Raw genomic sequence first — 25,047 nt, forward strand, 5'->3', positions numbered from 1 at the left:
AGGCGGGCGGCCGAGGTTCGCCCCTACGCTGCGCGCATGACGCCTGACGCCCTCCTCGCCGCCTACGACGACCAGCTCCGCCGGGAGGGTGAGGTCGGCACCGCCGACGACGTGTTGACCCGCGGCCCGCTGATGTGGGCGGTCTTCGACCACGGCGGCTTCGTCACCTATCGCGACCTCGGCGGCATCGAGGGCGACGCGCTCGACGCGCTGATCGAGGAGACGGTCGCGCACTTCCGCGACGGCACCACGGTCGAGTCCTTCGAGTGGAAGTCCCGCGGCCACGACCTGCCGGAGGACCTCGGCGACCGGCTCGTCGCGCACGGCTTCGAGGCCGAGCCCCGCGAGACCGTGATGATCGGCGAGGCCGCGCTGCTCGCCGTCGACGTGCCGCTGGCGGACGGTGTCGTCGTACGCCGGGTCGGCGAGGGCGGCGACCTCCGTGACGACGTCACCCGGATGCTCGCCGCGCAGGAGTCGGTCTTCGGCGGCGGTCGCGGGCCGTCGGTGGACAGCGCGCTGGCCGAGCTCGCGCGCGGCGACTCGGAGTCCTGGATCGCCGAGGTCGACGGACAGGTCGTCTGCGGCGGGCGCCTCACGGTCGTGCCGGGCACGGAGTTCGCCGGCATCTGGGGCGGCTCGACCCTGCCGGAGTTCCGCGGCCGCGGCATCTACCGCGCGCTCGTCGCCGCCCGGGCCCGCTCGGCGGTCGCCCGCGGGGTGACGTACATCCACTCCGACTGCACCGACATGTCCCGCCCCATCCTCGAGCGCTCCGGCCTCCAGGCGGTCACCACCACCACGCCGTACGTCTGGCACCGCTGACCAGGTCGGCGAAAATTCCTGCGCGGATCGGGAACACATCGCCGCGCCGTGCGTTGAACCCAGTGATGCAAGTTGAGTCCGATCGACTCAACTGTTTTGCCTCTCCGGACGTGACGCGTCAGGATGGCCGGCATCGGCGGGTGGCACAGCGACCCGCGCCCCAGACATCGATCCCGGACCCACCGGGGCGCAGCAGGAGGTAGACACACATGGCACGAGCGGTCGGCATCGACCTCGGCACGACGAACTCCGTCGTCGCCGTCCTCGAAGGTGGCGAACCCACCGTCATCGCCAACGCCGAAGGTGCGCGGACCACGCCGTCCGTCGTGGCCTTCACCAAGTCCGGCGAGGTCCTCGTCGGCGAGGTCGCCAAGCGACAGGCGGTCACCAACGTCGACCGCACCATCCGGTCCGTCAAGCGCCACATGGGCGAGGACTGGAAGGTCGAGATCGACGACAAGTCCTTCACCCCCCAGCAGATCAGCGCGTTCGTGCTGCAGAAGCTCAAGCGCGACGCGGAGGCCTACCTCGGCGAGCCCGTCACCGACGCGGTCATCACCGTGCCGGCGTACTTCTCCGACGCGCAGCGCCAGGCCACCAAGGAGGCCGGCGAGATCGCGGGCCTCAACGTGAGCCGCATCGTCAACGAGCCCACCGCGGCCGCCCTGGCCTACGGCCTCGACAAGGGCGAGGACCAGACCATCCTCGTCTTCGACCTCGGTGGCGGCACGTTCGACGTGTCCCTGCTCGAGATCGGCGAGGGCGTCGTCGAGGTCAAGGCGACCTCCGGTGACAACCACCTCGGTGGCGACGACTGGGACAACCGCGTCGTGGAGTGGATGGTCAAGAAGTTCAAGGACAACAACGGTGTCGACCTCGGCGCCGACAAGATCGCCAAGCAGCGCCTCCAGGAGGCCGCGGAGAAGGCGAAGATCGAGCTGTCCTCGAGCTCCGAGACCACGATCCACCTCCCCTACATCACCCACGGCGAGGGCGGCCCGCTCCACTTCGAGGAGAAGCTGACCCGCAGCGAGTTCCAGAAGCTGACGGCCGACCTGCTCGAGCGCACCAAGGCGCCGTTCCAGTCCGTCCTCAAGGACGGCGGCGTCGCGGTCGCCAACATCGACCACGTGGTCCTCGTCGGCGGCTCGACCCGCATGCCGGCCGTGACCGAGGTCGTCAAGGAGCTGCTCGGCGGCAAGGAGCCCAACAAGGGCGTCAACCCCGACGAGGTCGTCGCCGTCGGCGCCGCGCTGCAGGCCGGTGTCCTCAAGGGCGAGGTCAAGGACGTGCTGCTCCTCGACGTCACCCCGCTCTCCCTCGGCATCGAGACCAAGGGCGGCGTGATGACCACGCTCATCGAGCGCAACACCACCATCCCGACCAAGCGGTCCGAGATCTTCACGACCGCCGACGACAACCAGCCGTCGGTCGAGATCAAGGTCGCCCAGGGCGAGCGCCAGATGTGGAGCCAGAACCAGCCCCTCGGCAACTTCGAGCTGACCGGCCTCCCGCCGGCCCCGCGCGGCGTGCCGAAGATCGAGGTCACCTTCGACATCGACGCCAACGGCATCGTGCACGTCTCGGCCAAGGACCAGGCGTCCGGCCGCGAGCAGTCGATGACCATCTCCGGTGGCTCGGCGCTCAGCAAGGACGAGATCGACCGCATGGTCAAGGAGGCGGAGCAGTACGCCGAGGAGGACGCCAAGCGTCGCGAGGCCGTCGAGGCCCGCAACCAGGGCGACCAGCTCGTCTACACGACCGAGAAGTTCCTGACCGACAACGCCGACAAGCTCCCCGACGACGTGAAGACCGAGGTCCAGGCCGACGTCGACGCGCTCAAGGAGACCCTCGCCAATGAGGACGCCTCCTCGGAGGAGATCACCGCGGCGGTCACCAAGCTCGGTGAGTCCAGCCAGAAGATGGGCGCCGCGATGTACGCCGCCGCCGAGGCCGACCAGGCCGCCGCGGGCGGTGCCACCGGGGCGACCGGCGAGGCCGACGACGACGTCGTCGACGCCGAGATCGTCGACGAGCCCACCGACGAGCAGGCCGCGGGCGACTCCGAGGCCTCGGAGGGTGAGTCCAAGTGACCGATCGCCCGGCCGAGCCCATGCCGGGCGCCGAGCCGAGCGACCTGCCGGAGGGGGAGCCCACCGTGGCTCCCTCTCCGCAGGGCACGGAGGGCACCCGTCCCTCCGGCTTCGGTGACGCTGCCGGCGAGATGGCCAACGAGACCGAGGTGGAGGCCCAGGTCGGCGGCGACCGCGTCGCCGGCAACGACCCCGGCACCGCCGAGGAGCAGGCCGACGCTGCAGTCGAGGACACCGAGGTCGACGAGCTCGGCGCGATGAAGAGCTCGCTCGCCGACCTGACCAACGACCTCCAGCGCCTCTCGGCCGAGTACGCCAACTACCGCAAGCGGGTCGACCGCGAGCGGCAGCTGGTGGCCGAGAACGCCGCCTACAAGGCGCTCACCCCGGTGATCGACGTCCTCGACACCATCGACCGCGCCAAGGAGCACGGCGAGCTCGAGGGCGGCTTCAAGGCCGTGGCCGACCAGCTCGAGCGCGTCGTCGCGGGCGCGGGCCTGGTCCGCTTCGGCGAGCCCGGTGAGGCCTTCGACCCGACGCTCCACGAGGCGCTGAGCCACCTCGGCGCCGACCCCGAGGTCCAGGTCACCACGGTCAAGCACCTCGCCAAGGCCGGCTACCGCCTCGGCGACCGCGTCGTACGCGCGGCGCAGGTGCTGGTGGTCGACCCGGTCGAGGGCTGACACCATCCACGCGACACAGCCGGTGACGGAGAGGAGGTTCACCCATGGCTGACAACGAAGGTTTCCGCAACGACTGGGCGACCAAGGACTTCTACCAGGTCCTCGGCGTCGCCAAGGACGCCAGCGCGGCCGACGTCAAGAAGGCCTACCGCAAGCTGGCCCGGGAGAACCACCCCGACTCCAACCCCGGCGACGACGCCAAGCACGAGAAGTTCAAGGCCGTCGCCGAGGCCTACGACGTCGTCGGTGACGAGGCCAAGCGCGCCAAGTACGACGAGTTCCGCGCGCTGCAGTCCCGCGGCGGCTTCGGCCCGGGCATGGGCGGTGGCGGCTTCGGTGGCGCCGGCGGGGGATTCAACCTCGACGACCTGCTCCGCGACCGCGGCGGCTCGGGCGGCGGGCTCGGCGACATGTTCGGCGACCTCTTCGGCGGCGGCGCGCGCGGCCGGTCCCAGCAGGCCGCGCGCCCGCGCCGGGGTGCCGACGTCGAGAGCACGGCCACGATCGGCTTCACCGACGCGCTCGACGGGGTCACCGTCTCCCTGCGGCTGACCACCGACGCGGCCTGCCCGACGTGCCAGGGCACCGGCGGCAAGCCGGGCACCCGCCCGCACATCTGCCCCGAGTGCGAGGGCGCGGGCTTCGTGGTCGCCGGCACCGGCGGCGCCTTCTCCATCAACGAGACCTGCCCGGCCTGCGGCGGTCGCCAGCTCGTCTACGACGAGGCCTGCCCGACCTGCCACGGCAGCGGCCGCGGCACCTCCGCGCGCACGATCCAGGCGCGGATCCCGGCCGGGGTCAAGGACGGCGCGAAGATCCGGATCAAGGGCAAGGGTGGCGCCGGCGAGAACGGCGGCCCGCCCGGCGACCTCTTCGTCACCGTCAAGGTCACCCCGCACCGCATCTTCGGGCGCAAGGGCGACAACCTCACCCTCGACGTGCCGGTCTCCTTCGACGAGGCGGCCCTCGGCGGCGAGGTGAAGATCCCGACGCTCGGCGGCGCGCCCGTCACCCTCAAGCTGCCCGCCGGGACGCCCAACGGGCGCACCTTCCGGGTGCGCGGCAAGGGCGCGATGCGGCGCGACGGCACCATGGGCGACCTGCTCGCCACCATCGAGGTGCAGGTGCCCGCCGCGCTCGACCCGACCGCCAAGGAGGCCCTCGAGGCCTATCGTGCGGCCATGGCCGGCAAGCCCCTCCGCAGCGGGCTCTTCGAATGAGCACCCCGTTCGGCTCGCCCGCGCCCGACGCCGCCGTCTACGTCATCAGCGTGGCGGCGGAGCTGACCGGGCTGCACCCGCAGACCCTGCGCGCCTACGAACGCATGGGGCTGATCGCACCCGGTCGCACGGGCGGCGGCGGCCGCCGCTACTCCCACCGCGACCTCGAGCGGCTGCGCGAGATCGCCGACCTCACCAGCGCCGGCATCGGCATCGAGGGCGTGCGCCGGATCATGGAGCTCGAGCACCAGATCGACGCGCTCCGCGCCCGCAACGAGGAGCTCGTCGCCGAGCTCGATGCCGTACGCCGTGGGCTCGCGGCGCGCGCGGCCGCAGCCCAGCCGGCCAACAAGCTCCCGGTCCTCCACCAGGCCGCCGGCCAGTCCGTGGTCGTCTGGCGCAGGCCTCGCTGACATGCCCCGCCTCGACCGCGCCACCACCGACGTACCCGCCTCGCCGGACGAGGTCTACGCCGCCTTCGTCGACGCGGACGCCCTCGCCGAGTGGCTGCCGCCCGAGGGCATGCGGGGCGAGCTGTCCGACGCGCGGCTCGAGGCGGGCGGCGGCTTCACCATGACGCTGCACTACCCCGACGGGTCCGGCGGGCAGGGCAAGACGACCGACGACAGCGACGTCTCCCGCGTCGCCATCGACGAGCTGGTCGCGGGAGAGCGCGTGGTGTGGGGCGTGGAGTTCGACTCCGACGACCCCGACAACGCCGGCCGGATGACGATGACCTGGACCTTCACCGCCAACGACGGCGGCGGCACCCGCGTCGCGATCGACGCCACCGACGTGCCTCCCGGCATCGACGCCGACGCCCACCAGCAGGGGCTCGAGGCCTCGCTGGCCAACCTCGCGGCGCGCTTCGAGACTTCGTAGGCCCACCGGCTGTCGTCGCGCCCGGCTACTCTGCCCGCGTGCGGCAGCGTGATCTCGAGACGGCGGACCGGTGCGCGTCACCGGTTTGCTTCTCCGGGGCTACCCCGGGGACCACCGGTACGTCCGGGCACGGCACCGCGCGCGACGCGCTGCGCTTCGCTGCAGGTGATCGCGCGCACGACGGGACAGGTCGGGCCGCGCTGCCGCACCCGAGCCACCGGTCCTGATGCGCGACGACCTCGCGCGGGCTCTCGCGGCCGGCTTCCTCGGCGGCGAGTGGAGCCGGCAGGGCCTCGTCGAAAGCGGCACGGTCGTCCTCGGTCGCCGACCCCGGTGGCTGGGCCCGCTGGCTCGACAGGTGCTCGCGCTCTACCCACGCCCGCCGCTCGACCGGCCCCGGGAGCTCGCCACCAACCTCGCCTCGCGCCCGGCTGCCGCCAAGGCCCTCGCCACCAGTCCCGTGGTCCACCCCGTCGCCCCGACGCAGATGCTCGCCAACCGCTGGCGGCTCCCGGTGCTCGACGACGTCGGCGCGCTCGCCGACTTCCTCCGCCTCGACCAGGGCGACCTGGACTGGTTCGCCGACCCGCGCCACCTGGCCCGCACCGCCGCCGACTCGCGGCTCCAGCACTACCGCGTCAGCCACCGCGTCGCGCCCAGCGGCGCCATCCGCGTCCTCGAGGCGCCCAAGCCGCGCCTCAAGGCGATCCAGCGCCGCCTCCTCCACGAGGTCGCCGCGCTGGTGCCGCCGCACGACGCCGCCCGCGGGTTCCGCCCCGGCGGCTCCGTCCGGTCGTACGCCGCCCCGCATGCCGGCCGGCCCGTCGTGCTGCGGATGGACCTGGAGGCGTTCTTCGCCAGCGTCACCGTGTCGCGGGTCCACGGCATCTGGCGCACCGCCGGCTACCCCGAGCCGGTCGCGCACGCCCTGGCCGGGCTGGTGACCAGCGTGCTGCCGCTCGCGCAGTGGCGGACCGTCCCGCAGCCCGCGGACGACGGGCTGCTCGACGCGCACTGGCGGCTCGGCCGCCGGCTGGCGATCCCGCACCTGCCGCAGGGGGCGCCGACCTCACCCGCGATGGCCAACCTCGCGGCGTACCGGCTCGACGTGCGGCTCACCGCGCTGGCCCGGTCGTGGGGCGGGCGCTACACGAGGTACGCCGACGACCTCGCGTTCTCCGGCGACCGGGGCTGGGGTCGCGGCACCTCACGGCTCGTCGACGCGGTCGAGGAGATCGTGCGCGACGAGGGCTTCCGGCTCAACGCCCGCAAGACCGGGGTGATGCCGCGCGCCGGCCGGCAGCGCCTCGCCGGGCTCGTCGTCAACGAGCGTCCGAAGGTCTCGCGCCGCGAGGTCGACGTGCTGAGGGCGATCCTGCACAACTGCCGGCACCACGGGCCGAGCAGCCAGAACCACGACGATGTGCCTGCCTGGGAGGAGCACCTCCGCGGGCGGATCGCCTGGGTCGCCCAGCACGACCCGGTGCGCGGGGCCCGGCTCCAGGCCGTGCACGACGCGGTCGACTGGAGCCGGTGACCGGTGGTGTCGGTGTCGCCGCGTAGGTTCATCGCGTGAGTGAGCGATGAGCAAGATGGACAACCTGCGGGCGATGCGTGAGGCGCGCTACGCCGAGGCGCAGAAGCGCGCGGCCGCTGCACCGGTCAAGCCGGCCGTGAAGGTTCCGGTCGCGCCCCCGGCGGCGGCGAAGAAGGCCAAGGTCGAGCCCAAGGTCGAGCCGGCGGCCGACGAGCTCTGCGGCCACCGCAACATGAGCGGCCGCACGTGCACGCGCGAGCAGGGCCACGCGGCCAAGAGCCACCGCTACTCCTGAGCCGCGGCCAGCGCCTCCTCGGGCACGCCGAGCGGCCACGGCGCGACCTCGCCACGCAGGTCGGCGACCCGCCTGACCAGCTCGGCCATCACCTCGTCGGCCACGCGGCGCACGGTCGCGTCGTCGACCTCGGCGTCACCGCTGACGCCCGCGAGACGGCGTACGTCAAGGGGCTCGCCGACCTCGATGCGCACGATCGGGCGGGTCAGCACGTTGCCGAGCAGTCGGCCGAAGATGTTGCGCCTGCCCACGACGCGGTGGGCGCCGACCATCGCGACGGGCACCACGGGAGCGCCGGTGCGCAGCGCGAGGCGGACGGCACCGGTCTTGCTGCGCTCGGGCCACTGGTCGGCGTCGCGGGTGATCCGGCCCTCGGGGAAGAGGCCGACGGCCTCGCCGGCGGCCAGCGCCTCGGCGGCCGCGTCGAGCGAGCCCGCCGCGCTGCTGGTGCCGCGCAGGACCGGGATGAAGCCGAGCCGCCGCACGAGCGGCCCGACCAGGCCGGAGCGGAAGACGCCGCCGGTGGCCATCAGCCGCAGGGAGCGGCCGAGGCGCCGGCCGACGAGGGCCAGCAGGATGCCGTCGGCGAAGCTCGTGTGGTTGGAGACGACGATGACCGGGCCGTCGGGCAGCTCGCGGGTCGGGACGGTGCGCCGGGTGAGCTCGACCCGGCTGACGAGCGAGACGACGGAGCCGAGCAGGCCCGCGGCGACGGCGTAGAGGAGGGCGGCGCGCAGCCCGGGTCGTTGCCAGGAGGAGTCCATGCGCAGAGTGTCGGGCACGACGCGGCCCGGCGCCCTCGGTATGCGCACTCAGATTCGGGTACACAGGGGAGTCATGCGCCTGCTCCTGCGGATCGTCGTCGGCCTCCTCGCGCTCGCCGTCGTGGCCTACCTCGCCGTCAACGGCGCGGTGCTCCTCGAGGCGCGCGGGCAGCGCGACGACCTCGCGGACCGGCTGACGACCGAGCTCGAGGAGGCGGTCCCCGCGGCCGCGGACCGGCAGCAGGACCTCGTCGGCGCCGCCGGTCGCGAGCCGGACGCGCACTGGATCGAGCAGGCCTGCCGCTTCGACACCGACGACGCCGGCTGGATGGTGCAGAGCTATCGCGAGGTCTGCGGCGTCCGTAGCGTCACCGCCTGGCGCGTCGCCTCGCCGGGTGAGGGTCAGTCCCTGCTCGCGGTCGAGGGCCAGCGCGGCACGGCGTACGACGGGTGCCAGCCGCTGGGGACCGTCGACGAGGCGGAGGTGACGTACGTCGATCCCGCCACCGCGGACGGTGAGCCGTGGTGCACCGCTGCGCTGGACGCGGCGCGTCCGGTGCTGGGCGAGCCCGCCGAGCTCGCCGCCGACCGGTGGGTGCTGGCGGTCGACGAGGTGCCGCTGGTCGACGAGGCGATCGGGTGCGCGCACTGGTCGGTCATCTTCTGCGACAACCCGTTCGGCGACCGGCACGCCTTCGGCGAGGCGCCGTCCTTCCAAGTTTCGTCCTAGGCCCAGTGGCCGGGGCGCCGCAGCCCGTCGGGCAGGCCCGTGGCGGCGTCGCCGGTGGCGGCGTTGACCTGTGGCTGGGTGAGGAAGAGCGTCGTCGACAGGTCGCAGCCGCGCACGTCGGCGTCGCGCAGGTCAGCGCCCAGCAGGTCGGCGTCGGTGAGGTCGGCGTCGCGCAGGTCGGCGCGGATCAGGCTCGCACCGCGGAACGTCCACCCGCGGTGGTCGCCCCGCAGCGTCCGGCCCGCGAGGTCGGCGCGCGAGCGGTCGGCCGCGGCAGGGTGCGAGCGGCGTAGGCGCGTGCTGGCGTCGGCGAGCAGGCCGCCGACGCGCTCGTGGACCTCGTCGAGGTCGACGGCCAGCACCGACTCGGGGTCACCGCCGGTCAGGGCCTCGATGTCGGTGCGCGCGGTCGTCGCCGCCGGGTCGGGGGAGCGCCGCTCGACCTCGGTGAGATGGACGAGCATCTCGTGGAGCGGCCGCATCACGGAGAGGACCGCGGCCATCTCGGGGAGGTTGTCGTGCTCGCGCCAGGAGACGCCGCGGTAGGTCACCTGGGAGACGTGCTGCCCGGCGCCGAAGCACTCGAAGACCGTGCAGCCCGGCCATCCGTCCTCACGCAGGGTGGCGTGGATGCGGCAGGCGTCGTCGTCGGCGAGGTTGAGGCACGGCGTGCCGCCGGGCTTGTCGATCCCGAATCCCGCGGCGGCGGAGAAGGGGAGGAGGACGCAGCAGAGGCCGAAGCAGCGCGAGCAGTCAGAGGAGAGCTCGGGGGTCGCCACCGCGTGATCGTGTCATGCGGGTGGTGGGGGGCGGGCAGCGCCTCAGGCGTACCAGCCGCTCTGCATCGCGAAGGCGTTGAGGAACGCGAGGGCAAGGAACACCGCCACGACCACTCGGTTGTCGAAGATCAGCTTGCCCATACAGCAACTGTGCCCGACTGTCCCCGGAATGGAACATTTGACTGGTAAAGATTTCATCTGGACTGCTCGCAGGCGCTCTCCCGGTGGTCGGGTCCCGAGCGCAGCGAGGGAGATCGAGACCCTAGGCTGGGCGCCGTGAGTGCGCTGCTGGTCGCCGGGACGACGTCGGATGCCGGCAAGACCATCGTCACCACCGCGCTGTGCCGGGCCCTCGCCCGCCGCGGGATCAAGGTCGCGCCGTTCAAGGCGCAGAACATGTCCAACAACTCGATGGTCTGCGCCACGCCTGATGATCGGGGCGCAGAGATCGGCCGCGCGCAGTGGATCCAGGCGGTCGCGGCGGGCGCCGAGCCGGAGGCCGCGATGAACCCGGTGCTCCTCAAGCCGGGCGGCGACCGGCGCAGCCATGTCGTGGTGATGGGGCAGCCCGGCGGGTCGATCGACTCCACCGACTTCGTCGGTGGGCGGACGCACCTGCGCGACGCGGCGTACGCCGCCTTCGACGACCTGTCCTCGCGCTACGACCTCGTCGTGGTCGAGGGGGCGGGCAGCCCGGCGGAGATCAACCTGCGGGCCGGCGACTACGTCAACATGGGGCTCGCGCAGCACGGCTCGGTGCCGACGGTCGTGGTCGGCGACATCGACCGGGGCGGGGTGTTCGCCGCCTTCTTCGGGACCATCGCGCTGCTGTCGGCGGCCGACCAGGCGCTGGTCGCCGGCTTCGTGGTCAACAAGTTCCGCGGCGACCTCGACCTGCTGCGGCCGGGGCTCTCCGAGCTGCGCGCACTGACCGGACGCGAGGTGTACGGCGTGCTGCCGTGGCACCCCGACCTCTGGCTCGACTCCGAGGACGCCCTCGACCTCGCCGGGCGCCGGGCCCCCGATGCGGAGGCCCGCCTCCGGGTGGCCGTGGTGCGGCTGCCGCGGATCTCCAACTTCACCGACGTCGACGCGCTGGGCATCGAGCCGGGCGTCGATGTCGTCTTCGCCTCCGACCCGCGGGCGCTGGCCGGTGCCGACCTCGTCGTGCTGCCGGGCACCCGGGCGACGATCTCCGACCTCGCGTGGCTGCGGTCGCGCGGGCTCGACCGGGCGCTGCTCGCGCACGCCTCCCTGGGGAAGCCGGTGCTCGGGATCTGCGGCGGCTTCCAGATGCTCGGCCGTCGGATCACCGACCCGGCCGGGGTCGAGGGGGACGCCGGTGCGGACGTGGAGGGGCTGGGGCTGCTCGACGTGACGACGACCTTCGGCGAGGACAAGGTGCTGCGGCTGCCCCACGGGTCCGCGCTCGGTGCGGACGCGCACGGCTACGAGATCCACCACGGCCGGATCACCCGGCACTCAGGCGCGGACTTCTTGGGCGGGGCGCGCGAGGGCGCCGTCTTCGGGACCATGTGGCACGGCAGCCTGGAGGGCGACGACCTCCGGCGGGCGCTGCTGGCCGAGGTGGCCGCGGCGGCAGGAACGGCGTACGACCCGTCGGTGGTGAGCTTCGCCGAGATGCGGGAGAGGCGGCTCGACCTGCTCGGCGACCTGGCCGAGGAGCACCTCGACCTCGACGCGCTGCTGTCCCTGGCCTTGTCCGGTGCGCCCTCCGGGCTGCCGGCGCTCGAGCCGGGAGCCTCGCGATGAGGGTGCTGCTGCTGGGCGGGACGAGCGAGGCGCGTGAGCTCGCGGTGCTGCTCGTCGAGGCGGGCGTGGACGTCGTGTCGTCCCTCGCCGGCCGCGTGGAGCGGCCGCGGCTGCCGGTCGGCGCGGTGCGGATCGGCGGGTTCGGCGGGGTCTCCGGGTTGTCGGACTGGCTGGTCTCGCACCGGATCGACGTCGTGGTCGACGCGACCCACCCGTTCGCCGAGGGCATGTCGGCCAACGCCGTCGCCGCCTGTTCGGGGTTGGAGCTGCCGCTCCTCCGGCTGGCCCGTCCCGGCTGGGCGGACGCGCCGGGTGCCGAGGGCTGGCACTGGGTGGACGACCACGCGGCTGCCGCATCGGTCGCCGCCTCGCTGGGTCAGCGACCCTTCCTCACCGTCGGACGGCAGCCGCTCGGGCACTTCGTCTCGCCGCTGGTTGCCGTCCGCGCGGTCGTGCGGGTGGTCGACCCGCCCGAGATCGACCTGCCCGCGCAGTGGGAGGTCTACCTCGACCGTGGCCCGTACGACCTGGCGGGCGAGCTGTCACTGATCGCCGAGCACGGCATCGACGTCCTGGTCACCAAGGACTCCGGCGGCCGCTACACCTGGCCCAAGATGGCGGCCGCCGACCAGCTCGGCGTGCCGGTCGTGGTGGTCCGTCGGGCCGGCGCGACCGACGGCGTCGAGACCGTGGCCGACGCGGGTGAGGCGCTGGACTGGGTCCGGCGCCGCGGCTGACCGCACCACGCAGGCAGTTCGCGCGCACTCCGGCTGGGTCCACGCTCAGGCGTCGCCGCTCAGGTGCGAACTGCCTTCCTGGTGCAGGCGGCTAGCGCGACGACGACGGCGCCGGTGCCGACGTGCTGCGCCAGGCGCACGGCGCGGTCGATGTCGTCGCGCGTCGGTGGCGGGCCGTCGCCGAGGAGCACGCGGTCCTCGACCCCGTGGCCGTAGTGGTTGCGCCCCCCGAGGCGTACGCCGAGCGCGCCGGCGAAGGCGGCCTCGACGACGCCCGCGTTGGGGCTGGGGTGGCGACGGGCGTCGCGCGCCCACGCCCGCAGCGCGGCGACCGGTGAGCCGCCGACCGCCGGGGCGAGGACGGCGGCGAGCAGCCCGCTGAGCCGGGCGCCGGGCAGGTTGAGCAGGTCGTCGAAGCGCGCCGAGGCCCAGCCGAAGCGGCCGTAGCGCTCACCGCGGTGGCCGACCATCGCGTCGAGGGTGTTGGCCGCGCGGTAGCCGAGGAGCCCGGGGACGCCGAGCAGCGCGCCCCAGACGAGCGGGGCGACGACGGCGTCGGAGGTGTTCTCGGCGACCGACTCGACGGTCGCCCGGCTGACCTCGCCCTCGTCGAGGACCGAGGTGTCGCGGCCGACCAGGTGGGTCAGGCGCTGCCGGGCGCCGGGGAGGTCGTCGCTCTCGAGGAAGGCGTGGACGGCCGCGGCCTCGCGGGCGAGCGAGGTGCCGCCGAGGACGGTCCAGGTCGTGGCCGCGGTGACGAGGGTGTGGGCGACCGGGTGGTCGCGCGTGCGCAGCTCCAGGCCGAGACCGCCCCCCGTGGCGGCCCCGGCCAGGAGGGCCAGGTGGATGACGCCGCGCGTGCGCGAGTCGGCGTACGTCCGGTGCTCGAGTGCAGCGGCGGCGCGGCCGAAGCCGGCGACGGGGTGCCACCGCTGCGGGTCTGCGAAGCGACGGTCGGCGAGGTGCCCGAGCACGATGCCGAGGGCTCGGCTCACAGTGATGCGGCCAGCTCCTTCCTCGCCTGCACCGCGCTGTGCTGGCGCCAGGTGCGGTCGACGAGCGCGGTCAGGGCCGCACCGATCACCGCCCACATCGCGAGCAGGGTCAGCAGCGAGGCGATGCGGAAGTCCCACAGGATGCTCGCCGGGAAGTCTCCGAGCTCGTCGATCTTCGGGAAGGCCAGCGCGGCGACGGCGACCACGACGACGTACGTCGCGGCGCCGGCGAGCACACCCGGCACCCCGGTCCACTGGCGTGCCGCCCGGCGGGCGACCGCGACAGCGGCGAGGACGCCGAGCACCGAGACCGCGAGGAAGCCGAAGTAGACGGCTGTGCGGCTGTCGATCGTCTCGCCGGAGCCGACGGCGGGCGGGGTGGCGGGGTACTTCAGGAACGGCACCACGCTGAACGACAGCGCAGCCAGGAGCGCCACGAGCGCGGTGCTCGCGGCAGGCCGGAGACCGCCGAGCCGGCCGAGGCCGGCCGCGGCGAGCAGCCCGGTGAAGCCGCCGAGCACGACGCCGAGGGCGAGCGTGCCGGTGGCCAGGCCGAGGGTGGACTGGGTGGTGCGGGAGACGACGGCCTCGTCGCCGTGGGAGTGGCCTGCCTCTTCACCAGAGGCATGCGTGTGGTCGTGCCCGTCGGAGGCCGGGGCGCCGGCGGCCTCCTCGAGGGCGATGGCCTTGTCGATCTGGGGCTCGCCGACGGTGTACGCCACGACGAACGCAGCGATGCCGGCGAGCAGACCAGCGACGAGGCCGTGGACCAGGAAGGTCCTCGTGCTCATCAGTGGCAGGGGAAGCCGAGCAGGTGCCGGCCGTCGTGGACCCACTCGTGGATCGCGGTGCCCTCGGGGATGGTGATCGCGCCCTGCACCGAGCTGATCAGCACGAGGACGGTCATGGCGAACAGCGCGCCGAGGACGAGCCAGGGAGCGAGCTCCCGGACGGGGATGGCCAGCTCGGAGGGAGCGGCGACAGGGGTGGCGATGGCGTGGGCCATGGTTCCTCCTTCGGGATGAAAGCGTCCCGGGTTGATGGGGAGTGACTTCCAGTCCGTCGGGTCTGACTTCACCGCTCAGAGCGGTGTCACAGTAGCGCCACTGTGCCGGATTCCCACCGGCTTCCTCAGGACTGGGTGGAGCGAGCGTAGCGCACCCAGGAGGTCGTCGGTCACCGACTTTCGTCGGGCTGAGATCCGGACCCACTCGTCGCTCAGCCCGGGGAACGTGTCGGCCCTCCGGACCGCGAAACCCAAGCCCCGCAAGGCTTCCCGGCTTCCCGCTCCCGTCTTCGCGAGGACGTACGGCGCGGTGCTGGGGACGGTCTCGATGCCGAGCTCGTGCAGGCCGGCCTCGAGGTGACGTCGCCGGTCTGTCAGCTCGCGCGCCCTCATCCCGGCCTCGTCCTGCGCCTGCTCGCTGCTGGTCGCGATCAAGGCGGCGATGGCGGGAGCGGAGACGGACCAGGGGGTCTGCCGTCGCCTCAGCTCGTCGACGACCTGGGGATCGGCGAGGAGGTAGCCCGCGCGGATGCCGGGGATCGACCAGATCTTGGTGAGGCTCCTCAGGACGACGATCCCGCTCGTGCGTTCGTCGGCCAGGGTCTCGACGTCGTCGTCGAGGAAGGCCTCGTCGACGACGACCAACCGGTCCTGCCTCGTGAGCTGCTTCAAGGTCGCTGCGCGGTGGCGTACGCCGGTGGGGTTGGTCGGGTTGCCGATGATGACGAGGTCGGCGTCGTCGGGGACGTCGTCGGCCTTCAGCCGGAAGCCGTCGTCCTCGCTCAGGAGGACCTGACCCGGAGTGTGGCCCGCCGTGCGGAGGGCGACCTCGGGCTCGGTGAACTGCGGATGTACGACGACCGGGTGCCGCCACTCCCTCATCCTCGCGATGAGGGTGAAGGCCTCGGCGGCGCCGGCGGTGGCGAGGACGTCGACGTCGTCTCGTCCGTGCTTCTTCGCTACTGCTCGCTCGGCCTCGCTGGCGTCGGGGTAGGCGTCGGCCTCCGTCACTGACTCGACCAAGGCCTTGTCGAGCCAGGTCGGGCGCGGGCCGTCGAAGACGTTGACGGCGAGGTCGACCAGGCCCGCGGTCGCCTCCTTGTCGCCGTGGTGGCGGAGGTCCGGGCCCCGGTGCTTCCTCGCGGCCTGCACGAAGCGGAGCGCGAGCTGCGGGTGGCCGGCCCAGTGGGTGTGGAGGTACGACGCGTGGAGCGTCCCGGTCGCGATGCCCTCGGCGTGGGGGAGGTGCCAGGCCGCGTGGCCGGTCGCCGCTCTCGTCAGGTGGGTGCGGTGGAACTCATGGCCCGTGACCACCTCGCCTGCTCGGGCGAGGAGGTTGTCGGTGGGGACCGTCGCGGTGCGGTAGGACAGCGTCAGCCGCGGCGCCATCTCGGCGACCGCGTCGACGGCGCCCACCATCGGCACCGCCGGCCCATCCGGCCCACGCACGGACTCGCAGAGGTAGAGCAGGCCCGCACACTCGGCCACGGTGGGGAGCCCCCGCGCGATCGACGTACGGATGTCGCGGCGGAGCCGCTCGTTGGCCCCGAGCTCGGCCGCGTGCATCTCCGGGAACCCGCCGCCGAGGTAGAGCCCGGTCGTGCCCTCGGGGAGCCGGGTGTCGGTCAGCGGGTCGAGGTCGACGACCTCCGCCCCCGCCGCCCGCAGCAGCTCGACGGTCTCGGCGTAGCGGAACGTGAACGCCCGCCCACCCGCGACCGCGATCCGCGGCCCCTCGCCTGGTTTCGACACGGGCGCCAGGGCGCCCTGCTCAACCGACGGCGGGACATCGCTCGCCGGTTGAGCAGCGAGCGAAGCGAGCGTGTCGAAACCAAGAGCCTCCGCCGGATCCCAGGGCACCTCGTGCAGCTCCGGCGCCGCCGACGCCAGCCGCACGACGGCCGCCAGATCCACCTTTTCCGCGATCTGGGCCGCGAGCCGATCAAGAGCCGCAGCAGCGTCCCCGCGCTCGGCCGCCGGCACGAGGCCGAGGTGCCGCGAGGGCGCCTCGATCCCGTCGTCCCGCTGCAGGATCCCGAGCACCGGCAGCCGGTTGCCGATCGACCGGACGACCTCGTCGGCATGCCGCGCCGACCCGGCCTTGTTGAGGATCACCCCGACCACGTCGACCGGCGGCTGCGACCAGGTGCACAGCCCGTGGATCGTCGCGGCGATGGTCCGCGACGCCGACGAGATGTCGACGACGAGGACGACGGGGGTGCGCGTCACGGCGGCCACGTGGGCGGTGGATGCGAAGCCGTCGCCACCGATCTGGCCGTCGTACAGGCCCATCACGCCCTCGATCACCGCGAGATCAGCGCCGCGAGCGCCGTGCAGCAGCAGCGGCACGAGGCGTTCCTCGCCGACGAGGTGCGGGTCGAGGTTGCGGCCGGGGCGGCCGGTGGCGAGGGCGTGGTAGCCGGGGTCGATGTAGTCGGGGCCGACCTTGTGGCCGCTGACGGTGTGGCCGGCGCGGGCGAGCGCGGCCATCAGGCCGGTGGCGACGGTGGTCTTGCCGTGGCCGCTCGCGGGGGCGGCGACCATGAGGCGGGGGAGGGCTACCACTCGATGCCCCGCTGGCCCTTCTGCCCGACGTCCATCGGGTGCTTGACCTTGGCCATCTCGGTGACGAGGTCGGCAGCCTCGACGAGGCGCGGGTCGGCGTACCGCCCGGTGATCACGACGTGCTGGCGCCCGGTGCGCGCGGTGAGCGCGGCGACGACGTCGTCGACGTCGACCCAGCCCCACTTCATCGGGTAGGTGAACTCGTCGAGGACGTAGAGGTCGTGCCGTTCCTCGGCGAGCGCGCGCTTGATCTCGGCCCAGCCCTCGGCGGCGTCGGCGGCGTGGTCCTCGTCTGTGCCGCCCTTGCGCGACCACGACCAGCCCGAGCCCATCTTGTGCCACGTGACCGGCCCGCCCTCGCCGGTCTGCGTGTGCAGCTCGCCGAGCCGCTCGAGCACGGTCTGCTCGCCGATGCGCCACTTGGCGGACTTCACGAACTGGAAGACCCCGATGTCGAAGCCCTGGTTCCAGCCGCGCAGCGCGAGCCCGAAGGCGGCGGTCGACTTGCCCTTGCCGTCGCCGGTGTGGACGGCGAGCAGCGGGCGGTTGCGGCGCTGGCGCGTCGTCAGGCCGTCGTCGGGGACGGTGGTCGGCACTCCCTGCGGCACGTCAGCCCCTCCAGCTCTCGAGGTGGATGGCCTCGTCGAGACTGCGGCTCGTGCGCCAGCCGTGGCGTACGAGGTCGGGCACGGCCTGCAGGTGCCGCACCGGCCCGAGGCAGAGCCACGCGACGGGACGTACGCCGTCGGGCAGGCCGACGAGGTCAGCGAGGAACTCCTCGCGGTAGAACGACACCCATCCGACGCCGAGGCCTTCGGCGGTGGCGGCGAGCCAGAGGTTCTGGATGGCCAGGCAGGTGGAGTAGAGGCCGGTGTCGGCGATCGCGTGGCGGCCGAGGACGTGCTGCCCGCCGCGGCTCGGGTCGTACGTCACCACGACGCCGAGGCCGGACTCGCGGATCCCCTCGACCTTGATCTTCTCGAAGGTCTCGCGCCTTTCCGGGGGCAGCTCGCTCGCGAAGGTCTGCCGCTCGGACTCGACGTGGTCGGCGAAGTCGGCCCGCGTGTCCTCGTCGAAGACGAGCACGAAGTCCCATGGCTGGCTGTGCCCGACGCTCGGCGCCTCGTGCGCCGCCTGGAGGACGCGTCGCAGCTGCCCGAGGTCGACGGGCGCGCCGCTGAACTCGGCACGTACGTCACGCCGGCGGGCGATGACGTCGTACAGGTCCGTGCTCATGCCACTCTCGCGACCCCGGCGAGCGCCTGGGCGCTGACCTCCGCGATCGGCAGGTGCGACGCCTGCAGGTGCTGGGCGAGCTGCGCCGCGAGCCCGAGCCGGAACGGGCCGTTCTCGCAGTCGACGACGACCGAGCTGGTGCCCTGCTCGGCGATCCACTGCGCGGCCTGTCGGCTGCGGACGACGGGGTCGTTGCCGTGGGTGGCGCGGCCGTCGGTGACCACGATGAGCAGCGGTCGCCGTCTCGGGTCGCGCACCTTCTCGACGCGCAGCACCTCGGCGGCGGTGAGCAGGCCCTCCGCGAGCGGCGTACGCCCTCCTGCCGGCAGGTCCGCCAGCCGCTTCGCTGCGATGTCGACCGAGTGGGTGGGCGGCAGCGCGACCTCGGCGGTGTCGGCGCGGAAGGTGACCAGCCCGACCTTGTCGCGGCGCTGGTAGGCGTCGAGCAGCAGGCTGAGGATCGCCGTCTTCACCTGCTCCATCCGCTTGCGCGCGGCCATGCTCCCGCTCGCGTCGACGCAGAAGAGCACGAGGTTGGCCTCCCGCCCCTCACGACGTGCGGTCCTCAGATCTGTCGTCTCGAACTTGATCCTGCCGCCGGTCCGTCCGCGCGTCTGCTGGTGCGGCGCGGCCGCCCGGATCGTCTCGACCAGGTGAAGGCCGCCGTTGCCAGTCGGGTCGGCTCCGACCCTCCGCCCGTTGGACGTCAGCGCCCGCGACCGCTTCCCCGATTCACCCGCTCCAGTCCCAGTGACCTCGAACCGCTTGACCCGGTAGGGATCCGCAGCGCCGGCAACCATCGCCGGTTGAGGAGGGCCCCCCGGGCCCGTCTCGAAACCCTGATCCTCGGCCGCTGACGCATCGGACGTGTTGCGACCCGGCTGCTCGGACGACCGCTCCGTCTCACGTCCTCGCCCGTAGGCGTGATCCGTCGGTTGAGCAGGGCGCTCAGCGCCCGTGTCGAAACCAGGATCATCCTCGTCCGAAGGCCCATCCCCCTCCGGCTCCGGCGGCATCGGAGGCTCAGGCTCCGGCTCCTCATCACCGAGCACCTGGTCGAGCAGTTCCTCGTCCAAGCCCGGCGCATCGAACGGGTTCCGCCGCCGCCGGTGCGGAAGGGCGAGCAGCGCAGCCTGGCGGATGTCGGCCCTCGTGACGGAGGTACGTCCGTGCCACGCAGCATGAGCGATCGCCGTACGCGTGGTGACGATGTCGGCGCGCATCCCGTCGACCTCGAAGGCGGCGCAGACCTCGGCCACCTTGGTGAGCACCGCGTCGGTGAGCTCGACCTCGGGCAGCAGCTTGCGGGCGGCGGCGATCCGGTCGGTCAGCGCGCGCTCGGCGTCGGCGTACGACTCCACGAAGGCGTGCGGGTCGGCGTCGAAGGCGAGGCGACGGCGTACGACCTCGGCGCGCAGCTGCGGATCGCGCGGTGCGGCGATCTCGACGGTGAGGCCGAAGCGGTCGAGGAGCTGGGGGCGGAGCTCGCCCTCCTCGGGGTTCATGGTGCCGACGAGCACGAAGCGCGCGGCGTGAGCGACCGAGACGCCGTCGCGCTCGACGGTGGAGCGGCCCATCGCGGCGGCGTCGAGCAGCAGGTCGACGAGGTGGTCGTGGAGGAGGTTGACCTCGTCGACGTAGAGGATGCCGCGGTGCGCGCGGGCAAGGAGGCCGGGCTCGTACTCGGCGACGCCGTCGGCCAGCACCTTGGACAGGTGCAGAGAGCCGAGCACGCGGTCCTCCGTGGCGCCGACGGGCAGCTCGACGAGGCGTACGGGCCGGGTCTCGGTCTCGGCGTCGCGCGGCCATGCTTGATCAGGTGCTGGCCCGTCGGGACTCGTCTCACCGGGAGCGCTGCTGAACCGGTCGCCGGCGACCACCTCGATCGGCGGCAGCACGGAGGCGAGCGCGCGGACGGTCGTGGACTTGGCCGTGCCCTTCTCACCGCGGACGAGGACGCCGCCGACCTCGGGGGAAATCGTGGTGAGGATCAGGGCGAGCGTCATGTCGTCGCCTGTGTCCTTTGAGGGGACAACAGCGGACAAGGGGTACTGCAGTGGCATGGGGGCTCCCGCTCTCGTTGCCATCTTCATGGGCGGCGGGAGGCCGGTCTTCGGACTTCCGAGGTCGTGCCTCGGTCACCGCAGCGGGCCCTGTGTCGGAATCTCACCGACTTCCCAGATTCTCCCCAGACTTCGGGGCACCTCTCGCCAAGTGCGGGCCACGATAGCGTCTGCGGCCATGTCGTCCACTGGTGTGCCCACGGAGATCGTGGTCGTCGGGATCGGGGCGGACGGCTTCTCCGGCCTCGCGCCCTCATCGCAGTCGCTGGTGCTGGAGACGTCGGTGCTGTGGGGTGGCTCGCGACACCTCTCGCTCGTGCCCTCCGTCGACGGCCAGGTGCGGGTGCCGTGGCCGTCGCCGCTTTCGTCTGGCCTGCCGTCCTTGCTCGCGGAGTACGCCGGTCGCCCGGTCGTCGCCCTGGCGTCCGGCGACCCGCTGGTCTCCGGGGTCGCGACGACGCTGCTGGAGTACGGCGCTCCGGTGCGGGTGGTGCCGGCGGTCTCGTCGGTCTCGCTGGCTCGGGCGCGGATGGGCTGGTCCTTTGAGTCGTGCGCGGTGATCACCGTCGTGGGGCGCTCGGTGGCCCGAGTGCTGCGCGAGTGCGCTCCGGGACGCCGGATCCTGGTGCTGTCGTCGGATGCCTCGACGCCTGCTTCGGTCGCTGCACTGTTGACGTCCGCTGGCTGGGGTTCGTCTTCGATGACCGTTCTCGGAGATCTGGGCTCCTCGACCGAGTCCTCGGTCGCGGGTGTCGCCTCGTCGTGGTCCGCGTCCTCGCCGGCGCTGAACGTCATCGCCATCGAGGTTTCCGGAAACGGCCTCGCCTCCTGGGCGCCCGGCCTCCCCGACTCAGCGTTCGAGAACGACGGCCAGCTCACCAAGCGCGACCTCCGCGCCTCCGCCCTCGCCCGCCTCAAGCCCGCCCCCGACCAGCTCCTCTGGGACGTCGGCGCCGGCGCCGGCTCGGTCGGCATCGAGTGGATGCGCGCCCACCCCACCTGCCGCGCGATCGCTATCGAGTCCGACCCCGAACGAGCCGCCCGGATCGCGCGCAACGCACACGCCCTGGGCGTCCCCGACCTCCAGGTCGTCGAAGGCCGCGCCCCCTCAGCTTTGGCCGGCCTCGAACCCCCGGACGCCATCTTCATCGGCGGCGGCGCCACCCGCGAAGGCGTCCTCGACATTTGCTTGAGCTCAATCAAGCCCGGCGGCCGCCTCATCGTCCACGGCGTCACCCTCGAGACCGAGACACTCCTCGCCAAGGCGTACGCCGACCACGGCGGCGAGCTCACCCGCTTCAGTGTCGAGATTGTCGAAGCGATCGGTTCCCTTGACGGCTGGGCACCAAAGCGCACAGTGACCTCGTGGCGATATAACAGTGCTCAGTCTGGTTGACCAGCTAGATGGATCCGCCTCTCCTAGAAAAAAGCAACTGGAGCGGACCAGACAGCCTGTCATGTTGAGTAGGGCATACTTCTACTTGCCACGACCTCGCAACTAGCCGAAGGCCAATACTGTGGAAGACCGAGAAGTTCAGGCCGCGATTTCTGTCTATCAAACGCGATTGCCATCTATCGCGGCATTCGCGAGCGCGCTCGAGGTGTTGCTTGCGCAGTTGGTAAATGATGCCGAGATAGCTGTTGACTATATAACAGGGCGGCCAAAAGATGCCGCGAGTCTTTCGAAAAAGCTTTCTAATCCAAAGTACTCGTCGCTAGACGAGATTACGGATCTGTGTGGTCTTCGCATCGTTACGCGTCATGCAGAAGACGTCAAGGCTGTCGTGGAGCTAATCAAGCATGAATTTGAAATTCTCGAGCATGTGGTCCACGGTGCTGAGTCCCCTCAGTCATTCGGGTATGCGAGCGAACATCTAATCGTCAAACTGGACACCCGGCGCGCGGCATTGCGAGAGTGGAAAGCAAACGAAGGCGTGGTCGCCGAGGTTCAAGTCCGCTCGATTCTTCAGCACGCGTGGGCAAGCATTAGTCACGGCCTCGACTACAAGGACGAAGGTGACGCGCCTAAGGCTCTCCGTCGCCAACTGTTTCGTATCGCGGCACTGCTTGAGACTAGTGACGAGCTGTTCGACGACTTTCGGAGAGACATGCGAGACCTGAGAGGTGAGTATCGAGCTGTTGTTGACCGCGAGGAGTGGCGCGACCTCCCCCTGGACTTCGACTCGCTCCAAGCGGCCAAGGATAGGCTGCCATGGCGCGGAATAGCAGAAGCTGCAATTGCTGCTGATTTTGATACCCGCGACGTGGGTAGTGACGCTGACGAATGGGTCGATCGGGGTCACGATGGTGCTGATCGACGGCTGGTGCGCGCCGCCAAGATAGCCGGGCTACAGAGCGTCGGAGATCTAGCCGAATTTATGGATGAAGTGGTGTCAAATGTCGAGCTACTTCGCGCCTTCGCGAATTCTGCGGACGCTCACGAGTTTCGCCCGCGACCGCTCCCGCAGGACGTGGTGATCTTTGCGCTGGTTGCAATTAAGCGAAGTGAAGCCACCTACAATTTCCTCGTGGACGACGGAGAGATTCATTTTGCGCAAGGGATCATGACGGCACTGCGCGAAATCGTCTCTCCCGACGAAGGCGGTGACGATTGATCCGGCCGTTTCCCCCAGGTGGGAGTATCGGTGCGACTGTATTCACGAATTGCCGGGGATCAGTCGCGATCTAATCTCTGCATAGGCAACAGAGTTGCACTCGACATTCGATGGGGCGATCACGCGCGGGGGCTCATTCGCCCGTCCGGCCATCCGAGGATGAAAAGGGGGCAGAATCGCCCAACGTGACGGACACGTGGTCGCCGAGCGCTGCCTGTCGGCCAGACTTAGGGAGGGGCCCGCTCGGAGCCGAGGCGCCGCTGGCCACTGCGCAAGCACCATATTGCGGTGGCACCGGGGTCGCGGTCGGGCTCCGGAGAGCACGACTGAATCGGTCGCGAGCCTGTGTCAATTTTCCCAAAGCGGTGAGAAGGGCGAGGCAAACCGGGCTCGGACATAAGGCCCGGATAACGTCGGGAGGTGGCCAGCTCTCGACGATCAAGCGCTCGTCGCCGGAGCGCGCCTCCGCGCGGAAGGGGCACAAAGCAGCCGAGGCCGCTGCCTACCGCCGGACCGGGTGAGCGGGTGTGGGTGCTCGACGTGCCGTACGGCACCCAGGTCGAGGGCGCGAGCTGGCATCCGGCGGTCAAGACCCACCTGCACGTCGGACGAAACCTGCCCGAACACCTGAAGGCGTACGCCCCAGGGCCGCACACCCTCGGGCGGTTCATCGAGAACACCCTCAACCCCGACGACCCGACCCCCAACCCCGAGGCCACCGACACCCTCGAGCCGCGGCGGATCCAGTTCGAAGCGGCCGACGCGATCGCGGCGCGCGCGGAAGCCGGCGGGCGGCTGTTCCTGCTCGCCGACGAGCCCGGCGTGGGCAAGACGATCTCCGCGGTCCTGGGTGCGATCGCGGTCGGCGACCTCAGAGGTGCCAAGAGAGTGCTGGTCGTGGCCGACCGGCCGGCAGCGATCACCATCGGCCACTGGTGCCGCACGATCACGGCGCTGGGGGACGGCGGCCTGGAGTGGGTCGTGATCACGTGGGACCGGCTGGAGAAGGTCAAGGACCACGCCTGGGACGTGATCATCGCTGACGAGGCGCACGCGCTGCGGCGTACGACGACGAAGCGGTGGAAGCTGTGGGCCCGGATCTCCGGGCACGGGAGGCCGCACGACACGGCACCGTTCGTCATCGCGACCACCGCCACGCCCGGGCACACGCCGCTCGAGCTGCCGTACCTCGCCCCTGCCTACGCGCAGGTCCTGAGAGAGCCCATGAAGGAGTGGACCAACGCGACCAAGCCCGGCGAGCTGTTCGCCGACGCGCTCGAGCGGCACGGCGTCGGGGTGGAGCGGGGACGGTACGGCGCGACGTGGACCACCGACCCGGCCCGCCGGGCTGCGGACCTCAAGCTCGTGCGCGGCTGGCTCGACGAGGAGCGGCCGCCGGCGATGCTGCACCGCGCGGCGCCTTGGGGGCCGGTGCCGATCTCCGGGATGCCGGTGGCGCTGTCGCCGGCGGAGCGGGCGGCATACGTTGCCGAGTGGGGCGAGTTCTGCCGGGAGATGGACCTCGCCAGGCGCGGACGCAACGTCGCCAAGGGGCGGGCCGCGCTCCTGCGCTTCCGGCAGAAGGCAGGGCTGATCCGTGTCGACTCGACGGTCGCCTGGATCGCACAGCAGGTCGAGGCCGAGCGGCAGGTGGCGTGCTCGGTCGAATTCGTCGCGACGGCCGCGGACCCGATCGCCGACCGGCTGCGTGACTCCGGCATCGAGGTCGCCACGATCTACGGCCGCGACCGGTTCGACCCGGAGGCCGAGCGGCTCCGGTTCCAGACCGGGGAGGCGAAGGTGTGCGTCTTCACCACGGTCGCCTCGATCAGCCTGCACGCCGGCGAGACCCTCGCCGACGGGCGTACGGCAAGCACCGAGCCGCGGGTCGGCGTCTTCCACCAGGCCCGCTTCTCCGGCATCGCCGGACGCCAGATCACCGGCCGCACCCACCGTGACCACCAGGTCTCGCCGTGGCACATCGCCTACGCCGAGGGCACGGTCGAGGAGCAGGTCGGCAAAGTGATGGTGGAGCGGATCGCCGCGGCCTCCGACACCGTGGGCAGCGACACCACCGGACTCGTCAACGTCGCCGAGCTGCTCGGCGCCGACTGGCTGCCCGCCACGGCGCTGACCGAGGACGGCGCGTGAGCGGAGGAGTCCGCGTCGAGAAATGTTGGTCAAGTGGCGACAGCGCAGGCCCTGAGCCCCCACACTGAGCGCAGGCACGCACGCACCCGTGGGGGGAA

At 71.9% G+C, this 25,047-nt stretch carries 23 protein-coding genes and 1 riboswitch; of the genes, 14 read left to right on the top strand and 9 right to left on the bottom strand.

Annotation, left to right across the window (positions count from 1 at the left end; translation table 11 throughout):
* The first annotated feature begins 36 nt into the window (after window positions 1-36).
* From ACE3QY_RS16270 to ACE3QY_RS16305, 8 genes are all read left to right on the top strand, one after another.
* Window positions 37-825, top strand: a complete 789-nt coding sequence (locus ACE3QY_RS16270; RefSeq protein ID WP_374457089.1) for a GNAT family N-acetyltransferase — start codon at window positions 37-39, stop codon at window positions 823-825.
* A gap of 209 nt (window positions 826-1,034) precedes the next feature.
* Window positions 1,035-2,918 (top strand): molecular chaperone DnaK, encoded by a 1,884-nt coding sequence (dnaK, locus tag ACE3QY_RS16275; RefSeq protein WP_374457090.1) that lies wholly within the window; start codon window positions 1,035-1,037, stop codon window positions 2,916-2,918.
* Window positions 2,915-3,601, top strand: coding sequence for a nucleotide exchange factor GrpE (gene grpE / locus ACE3QY_RS16280; protein ID WP_374457091.1), 687 nt, complete (start codon window positions 2,915-2,917; stop codon window positions 3,599-3,601). The genes dnaK and grpE overlap by 4 nt, the downstream gene beginning before the upstream one ends.
* 44 nt (window positions 3,602-3,645) lie before the next feature.
* Window positions 3,646-4,821, top strand: coding sequence for a molecular chaperone DnaJ (gene dnaJ, locus ACE3QY_RS16285; protein ID WP_374457092.1), 1,176 nt, complete (start codon window positions 3,646-3,648; stop codon window positions 4,819-4,821).
* Window positions 4,818-5,234, top strand: a complete 417-nt coding sequence (locus ACE3QY_RS16290) for a heat shock protein transcriptional repressor HspR (protein WP_374457093.1) — start codon at window positions 4,818-4,820, stop codon at window positions 5,232-5,234. The genes dnaJ and ACE3QY_RS16290 overlap by 4 nt, the downstream gene beginning before the upstream one ends.
* A gap of 1 nt (window position 5,235) precedes the next feature.
* Entirely contained in the window at window positions 5,236-5,703 is a 468-nt protein-coding gene (locus ACE3QY_RS16295; protein ID WP_374457094.1) for an SRPBCC domain-containing protein, read from the top strand.
* A gap of 226 nt (window positions 5,704-5,929) precedes the next feature.
* Window positions 5,930-7,240, top strand: a complete 1,311-nt coding sequence (locus tag ACE3QY_RS16300) for a reverse transcriptase family protein (protein WP_374457095.1) — start codon at window positions 5,930-5,932, stop codon at window positions 7,238-7,240.
* A gap of 46 nt (window positions 7,241-7,286) precedes the next feature.
* Window positions 7,287-7,535 (top strand): hypothetical protein, encoded by a 249-nt coding sequence (locus ACE3QY_RS16305; protein WP_374457096.1) that lies wholly within the window; start codon window positions 7,287-7,289, stop codon window positions 7,533-7,535.
* Here the strand turns inward: ACE3QY_RS16305 and ACE3QY_RS16310 are convergent.
* The gene (locus ACE3QY_RS16310) at window positions 7,526-8,299 is read right to left on the bottom strand and encodes a lysophospholipid acyltransferase family protein (RefSeq protein WP_374457097.1); all 774 of its coding nucleotides are present in this window, start codon (window positions 8,297-8,299) and stop codon (window positions 7,526-7,528) included. The genes ACE3QY_RS16305 and ACE3QY_RS16310 overlap by 10 nt on opposite strands.
* 73 nt (window positions 8,300-8,372) lie before the next feature.
* Between ACE3QY_RS16310 and ACE3QY_RS16315 the strand changes: the two genes are divergently transcribed.
* Window positions 8,373-9,029, top strand: a complete 657-nt coding sequence (locus tag ACE3QY_RS16315) for a hypothetical protein (RefSeq protein WP_374457098.1) — start codon at window positions 8,373-8,375, stop codon at window positions 9,027-9,029.
* Here ACE3QY_RS16315 and ACE3QY_RS16320 read toward each other — a convergent pair.
* Window positions 9,026-9,808, bottom strand: coding sequence for a pentapeptide repeat-containing protein (locus ACE3QY_RS16320; RefSeq protein WP_374457099.1), 783 nt, complete (start codon window positions 9,806-9,808; stop codon window positions 9,026-9,028). The genes ACE3QY_RS16315 and ACE3QY_RS16320 overlap by 4 nt on opposite strands.
* Window positions 9,809-10,084: 276 nt before the next feature.
* Here ACE3QY_RS16320 and ACE3QY_RS16325 point away from each other — a divergent pair, with 276 nt between their 5' ends.
* The gene (locus tag ACE3QY_RS16325; protein ID WP_374457100.1) at window positions 10,085-11,581 is read left to right on the top strand and encodes a cobyric acid synthase; all 1,497 of its coding nucleotides are present in this window, start codon (window positions 10,085-10,087) and stop codon (window positions 11,579-11,581) included.
* On the top strand, window positions 11,578-12,318 hold the full coding sequence (locus ACE3QY_RS16330; RefSeq protein ID WP_374457101.1) for a cobalt-precorrin-6A reductase: 741 nt from the start codon (window positions 11,578-11,580) through the stop codon (window positions 12,316-12,318). Before ACE3QY_RS16325 ends, ACE3QY_RS16330 begins: the two co-directional genes overlap by 4 nt.
* 59 nt (window positions 12,319-12,377) lie before the next feature.
* Here the strand turns inward: ACE3QY_RS16330 and ACE3QY_RS16335 are convergent, their stop codons facing one another.
* The 7 genes from ACE3QY_RS16335 to ACE3QY_RS16365 all read right to left on the bottom strand — a co-directional run bounded on the left by ACE3QY_RS16335 (window position 12,378) and on the right by ACE3QY_RS16365 (window position 20,126).
* On the bottom strand, window positions 12,378-13,313 hold the full coding sequence (locus ACE3QY_RS16335; protein ID WP_374457102.1) for a cobalamin biosynthesis protein: 936 nt from the start codon (window positions 13,311-13,313) through the stop codon (window positions 12,378-12,380).
* Window positions 13,310-14,104 (bottom strand): CbtA family protein, encoded by a 795-nt coding sequence (locus ACE3QY_RS16340; protein WP_374457103.1) that lies wholly within the window; start codon window positions 14,102-14,104, stop codon window positions 13,310-13,312. Before ACE3QY_RS16340 ends, ACE3QY_RS16335 begins: the two co-directional genes overlap by 4 nt.
* Window positions 14,104-14,319, bottom strand: coding sequence for a CbtB-domain containing protein (locus ACE3QY_RS16345; protein ID WP_374457104.1), 216 nt, complete (start codon window positions 14,317-14,319; stop codon window positions 14,104-14,106). The genes ACE3QY_RS16340 and ACE3QY_RS16345 overlap by 1 nt, the downstream gene beginning before the upstream one ends.
* 75 nt (window positions 14,320-14,394) lie before the next feature.
* Window positions 14,395-16,863, bottom strand: coding sequence for a cobyrinate a,c-diamide synthase (locus tag ACE3QY_RS16350; protein WP_374457163.1), 2,469 nt, complete (start codon window positions 16,861-16,863; stop codon window positions 14,395-14,397).
* A gap of 14 nt (window positions 16,864-16,877) precedes the next feature.
* The gene (gene cobO, locus ACE3QY_RS16355; RefSeq protein ID WP_374457105.1) at window positions 16,878-17,492 is read right to left on the bottom strand and encodes a cob(I)yrinic acid a,c-diamide adenosyltransferase; all 615 of its coding nucleotides are present in this window, start codon (window positions 17,490-17,492) and stop codon (window positions 16,878-16,880) included.
* A 1-nt stretch (window position 17,493) separates the two neighbouring features.
* Window positions 17,494-18,120 (bottom strand): 5,6-dimethylbenzimidazole synthase, encoded by a 627-nt coding sequence (bluB, locus tag ACE3QY_RS16360; protein ID WP_374457106.1) that lies wholly within the window; start codon window positions 18,118-18,120, stop codon window positions 17,494-17,496.
* A complete protein-coding gene (locus ACE3QY_RS16365) occupies window positions 18,117-20,126 on the bottom strand; it encodes a magnesium chelatase subunit D family protein (protein WP_374457107.1) in 2,010 nt (669 codons plus the stop codon). Before ACE3QY_RS16365 ends, bluB begins: the two co-directional genes overlap by 4 nt.
* 80 nt (window positions 20,127-20,206) lie before the next feature.
* Window positions 20,207-20,343, bottom strand: a riboswitch (cobalamin riboswitch).
* Between the two features lie 18 nt (window positions 20,344-20,361).
* On the opposite strand from ACE3QY_RS16365, the gene cbiE reads away from it, so the two are divergent.
* The 3 genes from cbiE to ACE3QY_RS16380 all read left to right on the top strand — a co-directional run bounded on the left by cbiE (window position 20,362) and on the right by ACE3QY_RS16380 (window position 24,949).
* Window positions 20,362-21,579 (top strand): precorrin-6y C5,15-methyltransferase (decarboxylating) subunit CbiE, encoded by a 1,218-nt coding sequence (gene cbiE / locus ACE3QY_RS16370; RefSeq protein WP_374457108.1) that lies wholly within the window; start codon window positions 20,362-20,364, stop codon window positions 21,577-21,579.
* 121 nt (window positions 21,580-21,700) lie between these two features.
* Entirely contained in the window at window positions 21,701-22,798 is a 1,098-nt protein-coding gene (locus ACE3QY_RS16375) for a GTP pyrophosphokinase family protein (protein ID WP_374457109.1), read from the top strand.
* A gap of 531 nt (window positions 22,799-23,329) precedes the next feature.
* Window positions 23,330-24,949, top strand: coding sequence for a helicase (locus ACE3QY_RS16380; protein WP_374457110.1), 1,620 nt, complete (start codon window positions 23,330-23,332; stop codon window positions 24,947-24,949).
* The last annotated feature ends 98 nt before the right edge of the window (window positions 24,950-25,047 follow it).

It is taken from the genome of Nocardioides sp., from assembly GCF_041913365.1.
Lineage (GTDB): Bacteria > Actinomycetota > Actinomycetes > Propionibacteriales > Nocardioidaceae > Nocardioides.

Bases quoted from the DNA above. Each gene is read 5' to 3' on its own strand.
- ACE3QY_RS16330 (WP_374457101.1), top strand. From the start codon at position 11,578: ATGAGGGTGCTGCTGCTGGGCGGGACGAGCGAGGCGCGTGAGCTCGCG.
- dnaK (WP_374457090.1), top strand. From the start codon at position 1,035: ATGGCACGAGCGGTCGGCATCGACCTCGGCACGACGAACTCCGTCGTC.
- ACE3QY_RS16310 (WP_374457097.1), bottom strand. From the start codon at position 8,299: ATGGACTCCTCCTGGCAACGACCCGGGCTGCGCGCCGCCCTCCTCTAC.
- ACE3QY_RS16315 (WP_374457098.1), top strand. From the start codon at position 8,373: ATGCGCCTGCTCCTGCGGATCGTCGTCGGCCTCCTCGCGCTCGCCGTC.
- bluB (WP_374457106.1), bottom strand. From the start codon at position 18,120: ATGAGCACGGACCTGTACGACGTCATCGCCCGCCGGCGTGACGTACGT.
- ACE3QY_RS16270 (WP_374457089.1), top strand. From the start codon at position 37: ATGACGCCTGACGCCCTCCTCGCCGCCTACGACGACCAGCTCCGCCGG.
- ACE3QY_RS16300 (WP_374457095.1), top strand. From the start codon at position 5,930: ATGCGCGACGACCTCGCGCGGGCTCTCGCGGCCGGCTTCCTCGGCGGC.
- ACE3QY_RS16305 (WP_374457096.1), top strand. From the start codon at position 7,287: ATGAGCAAGATGGACAACCTGCGGGCGATGCGTGAGGCGCGCTACGCC.
- ACE3QY_RS16365 (WP_374457107.1), bottom strand. From the start codon at position 20,126: ATGACGCTCGCCCTGATCCTCACCACGATTTCCCCCGAGGTCGGCGGC.
- ACE3QY_RS16340 (WP_374457103.1), bottom strand. From the start codon at position 14,104: ATGAGCACGAGGACCTTCCTGGTCCACGGCCTCGTCGCTGGTCTGCTC.
- ACE3QY_RS16295 (WP_374457094.1), top strand. From the start codon at position 5,236: ATGCCCCGCCTCGACCGCGCCACCACCGACGTACCCGCCTCGCCGGAC.
- ACE3QY_RS16350 (WP_374457163.1), bottom strand. From the start codon at position 16,863: ATGGTCGCCGCCCCCGCGAGCGGCCACGGCAAGACCACCGTCGCCACC.
- ACE3QY_RS16290 (WP_374457093.1), top strand. From the start codon at position 4,818: ATGAGCACCCCGTTCGGCTCGCCCGCGCCCGACGCCGCCGTCTACGTC.
- dnaJ (WP_374457092.1), top strand. From the start codon at position 3,646: ATGGCTGACAACGAAGGTTTCCGCAACGACTGGGCGACCAAGGACTTC.
- cbiE (WP_374457108.1), top strand. From the start codon at position 20,362: ATGTCGTCCACTGGTGTGCCCACGGAGATCGTGGTCGTCGGGATCGGG.
- ACE3QY_RS16345 (WP_374457104.1), bottom strand. From the start codon at position 14,319: ATGGCCCACGCCATCGCCACCCCTGTCGCCGCTCCCTCCGAGCTGGCC.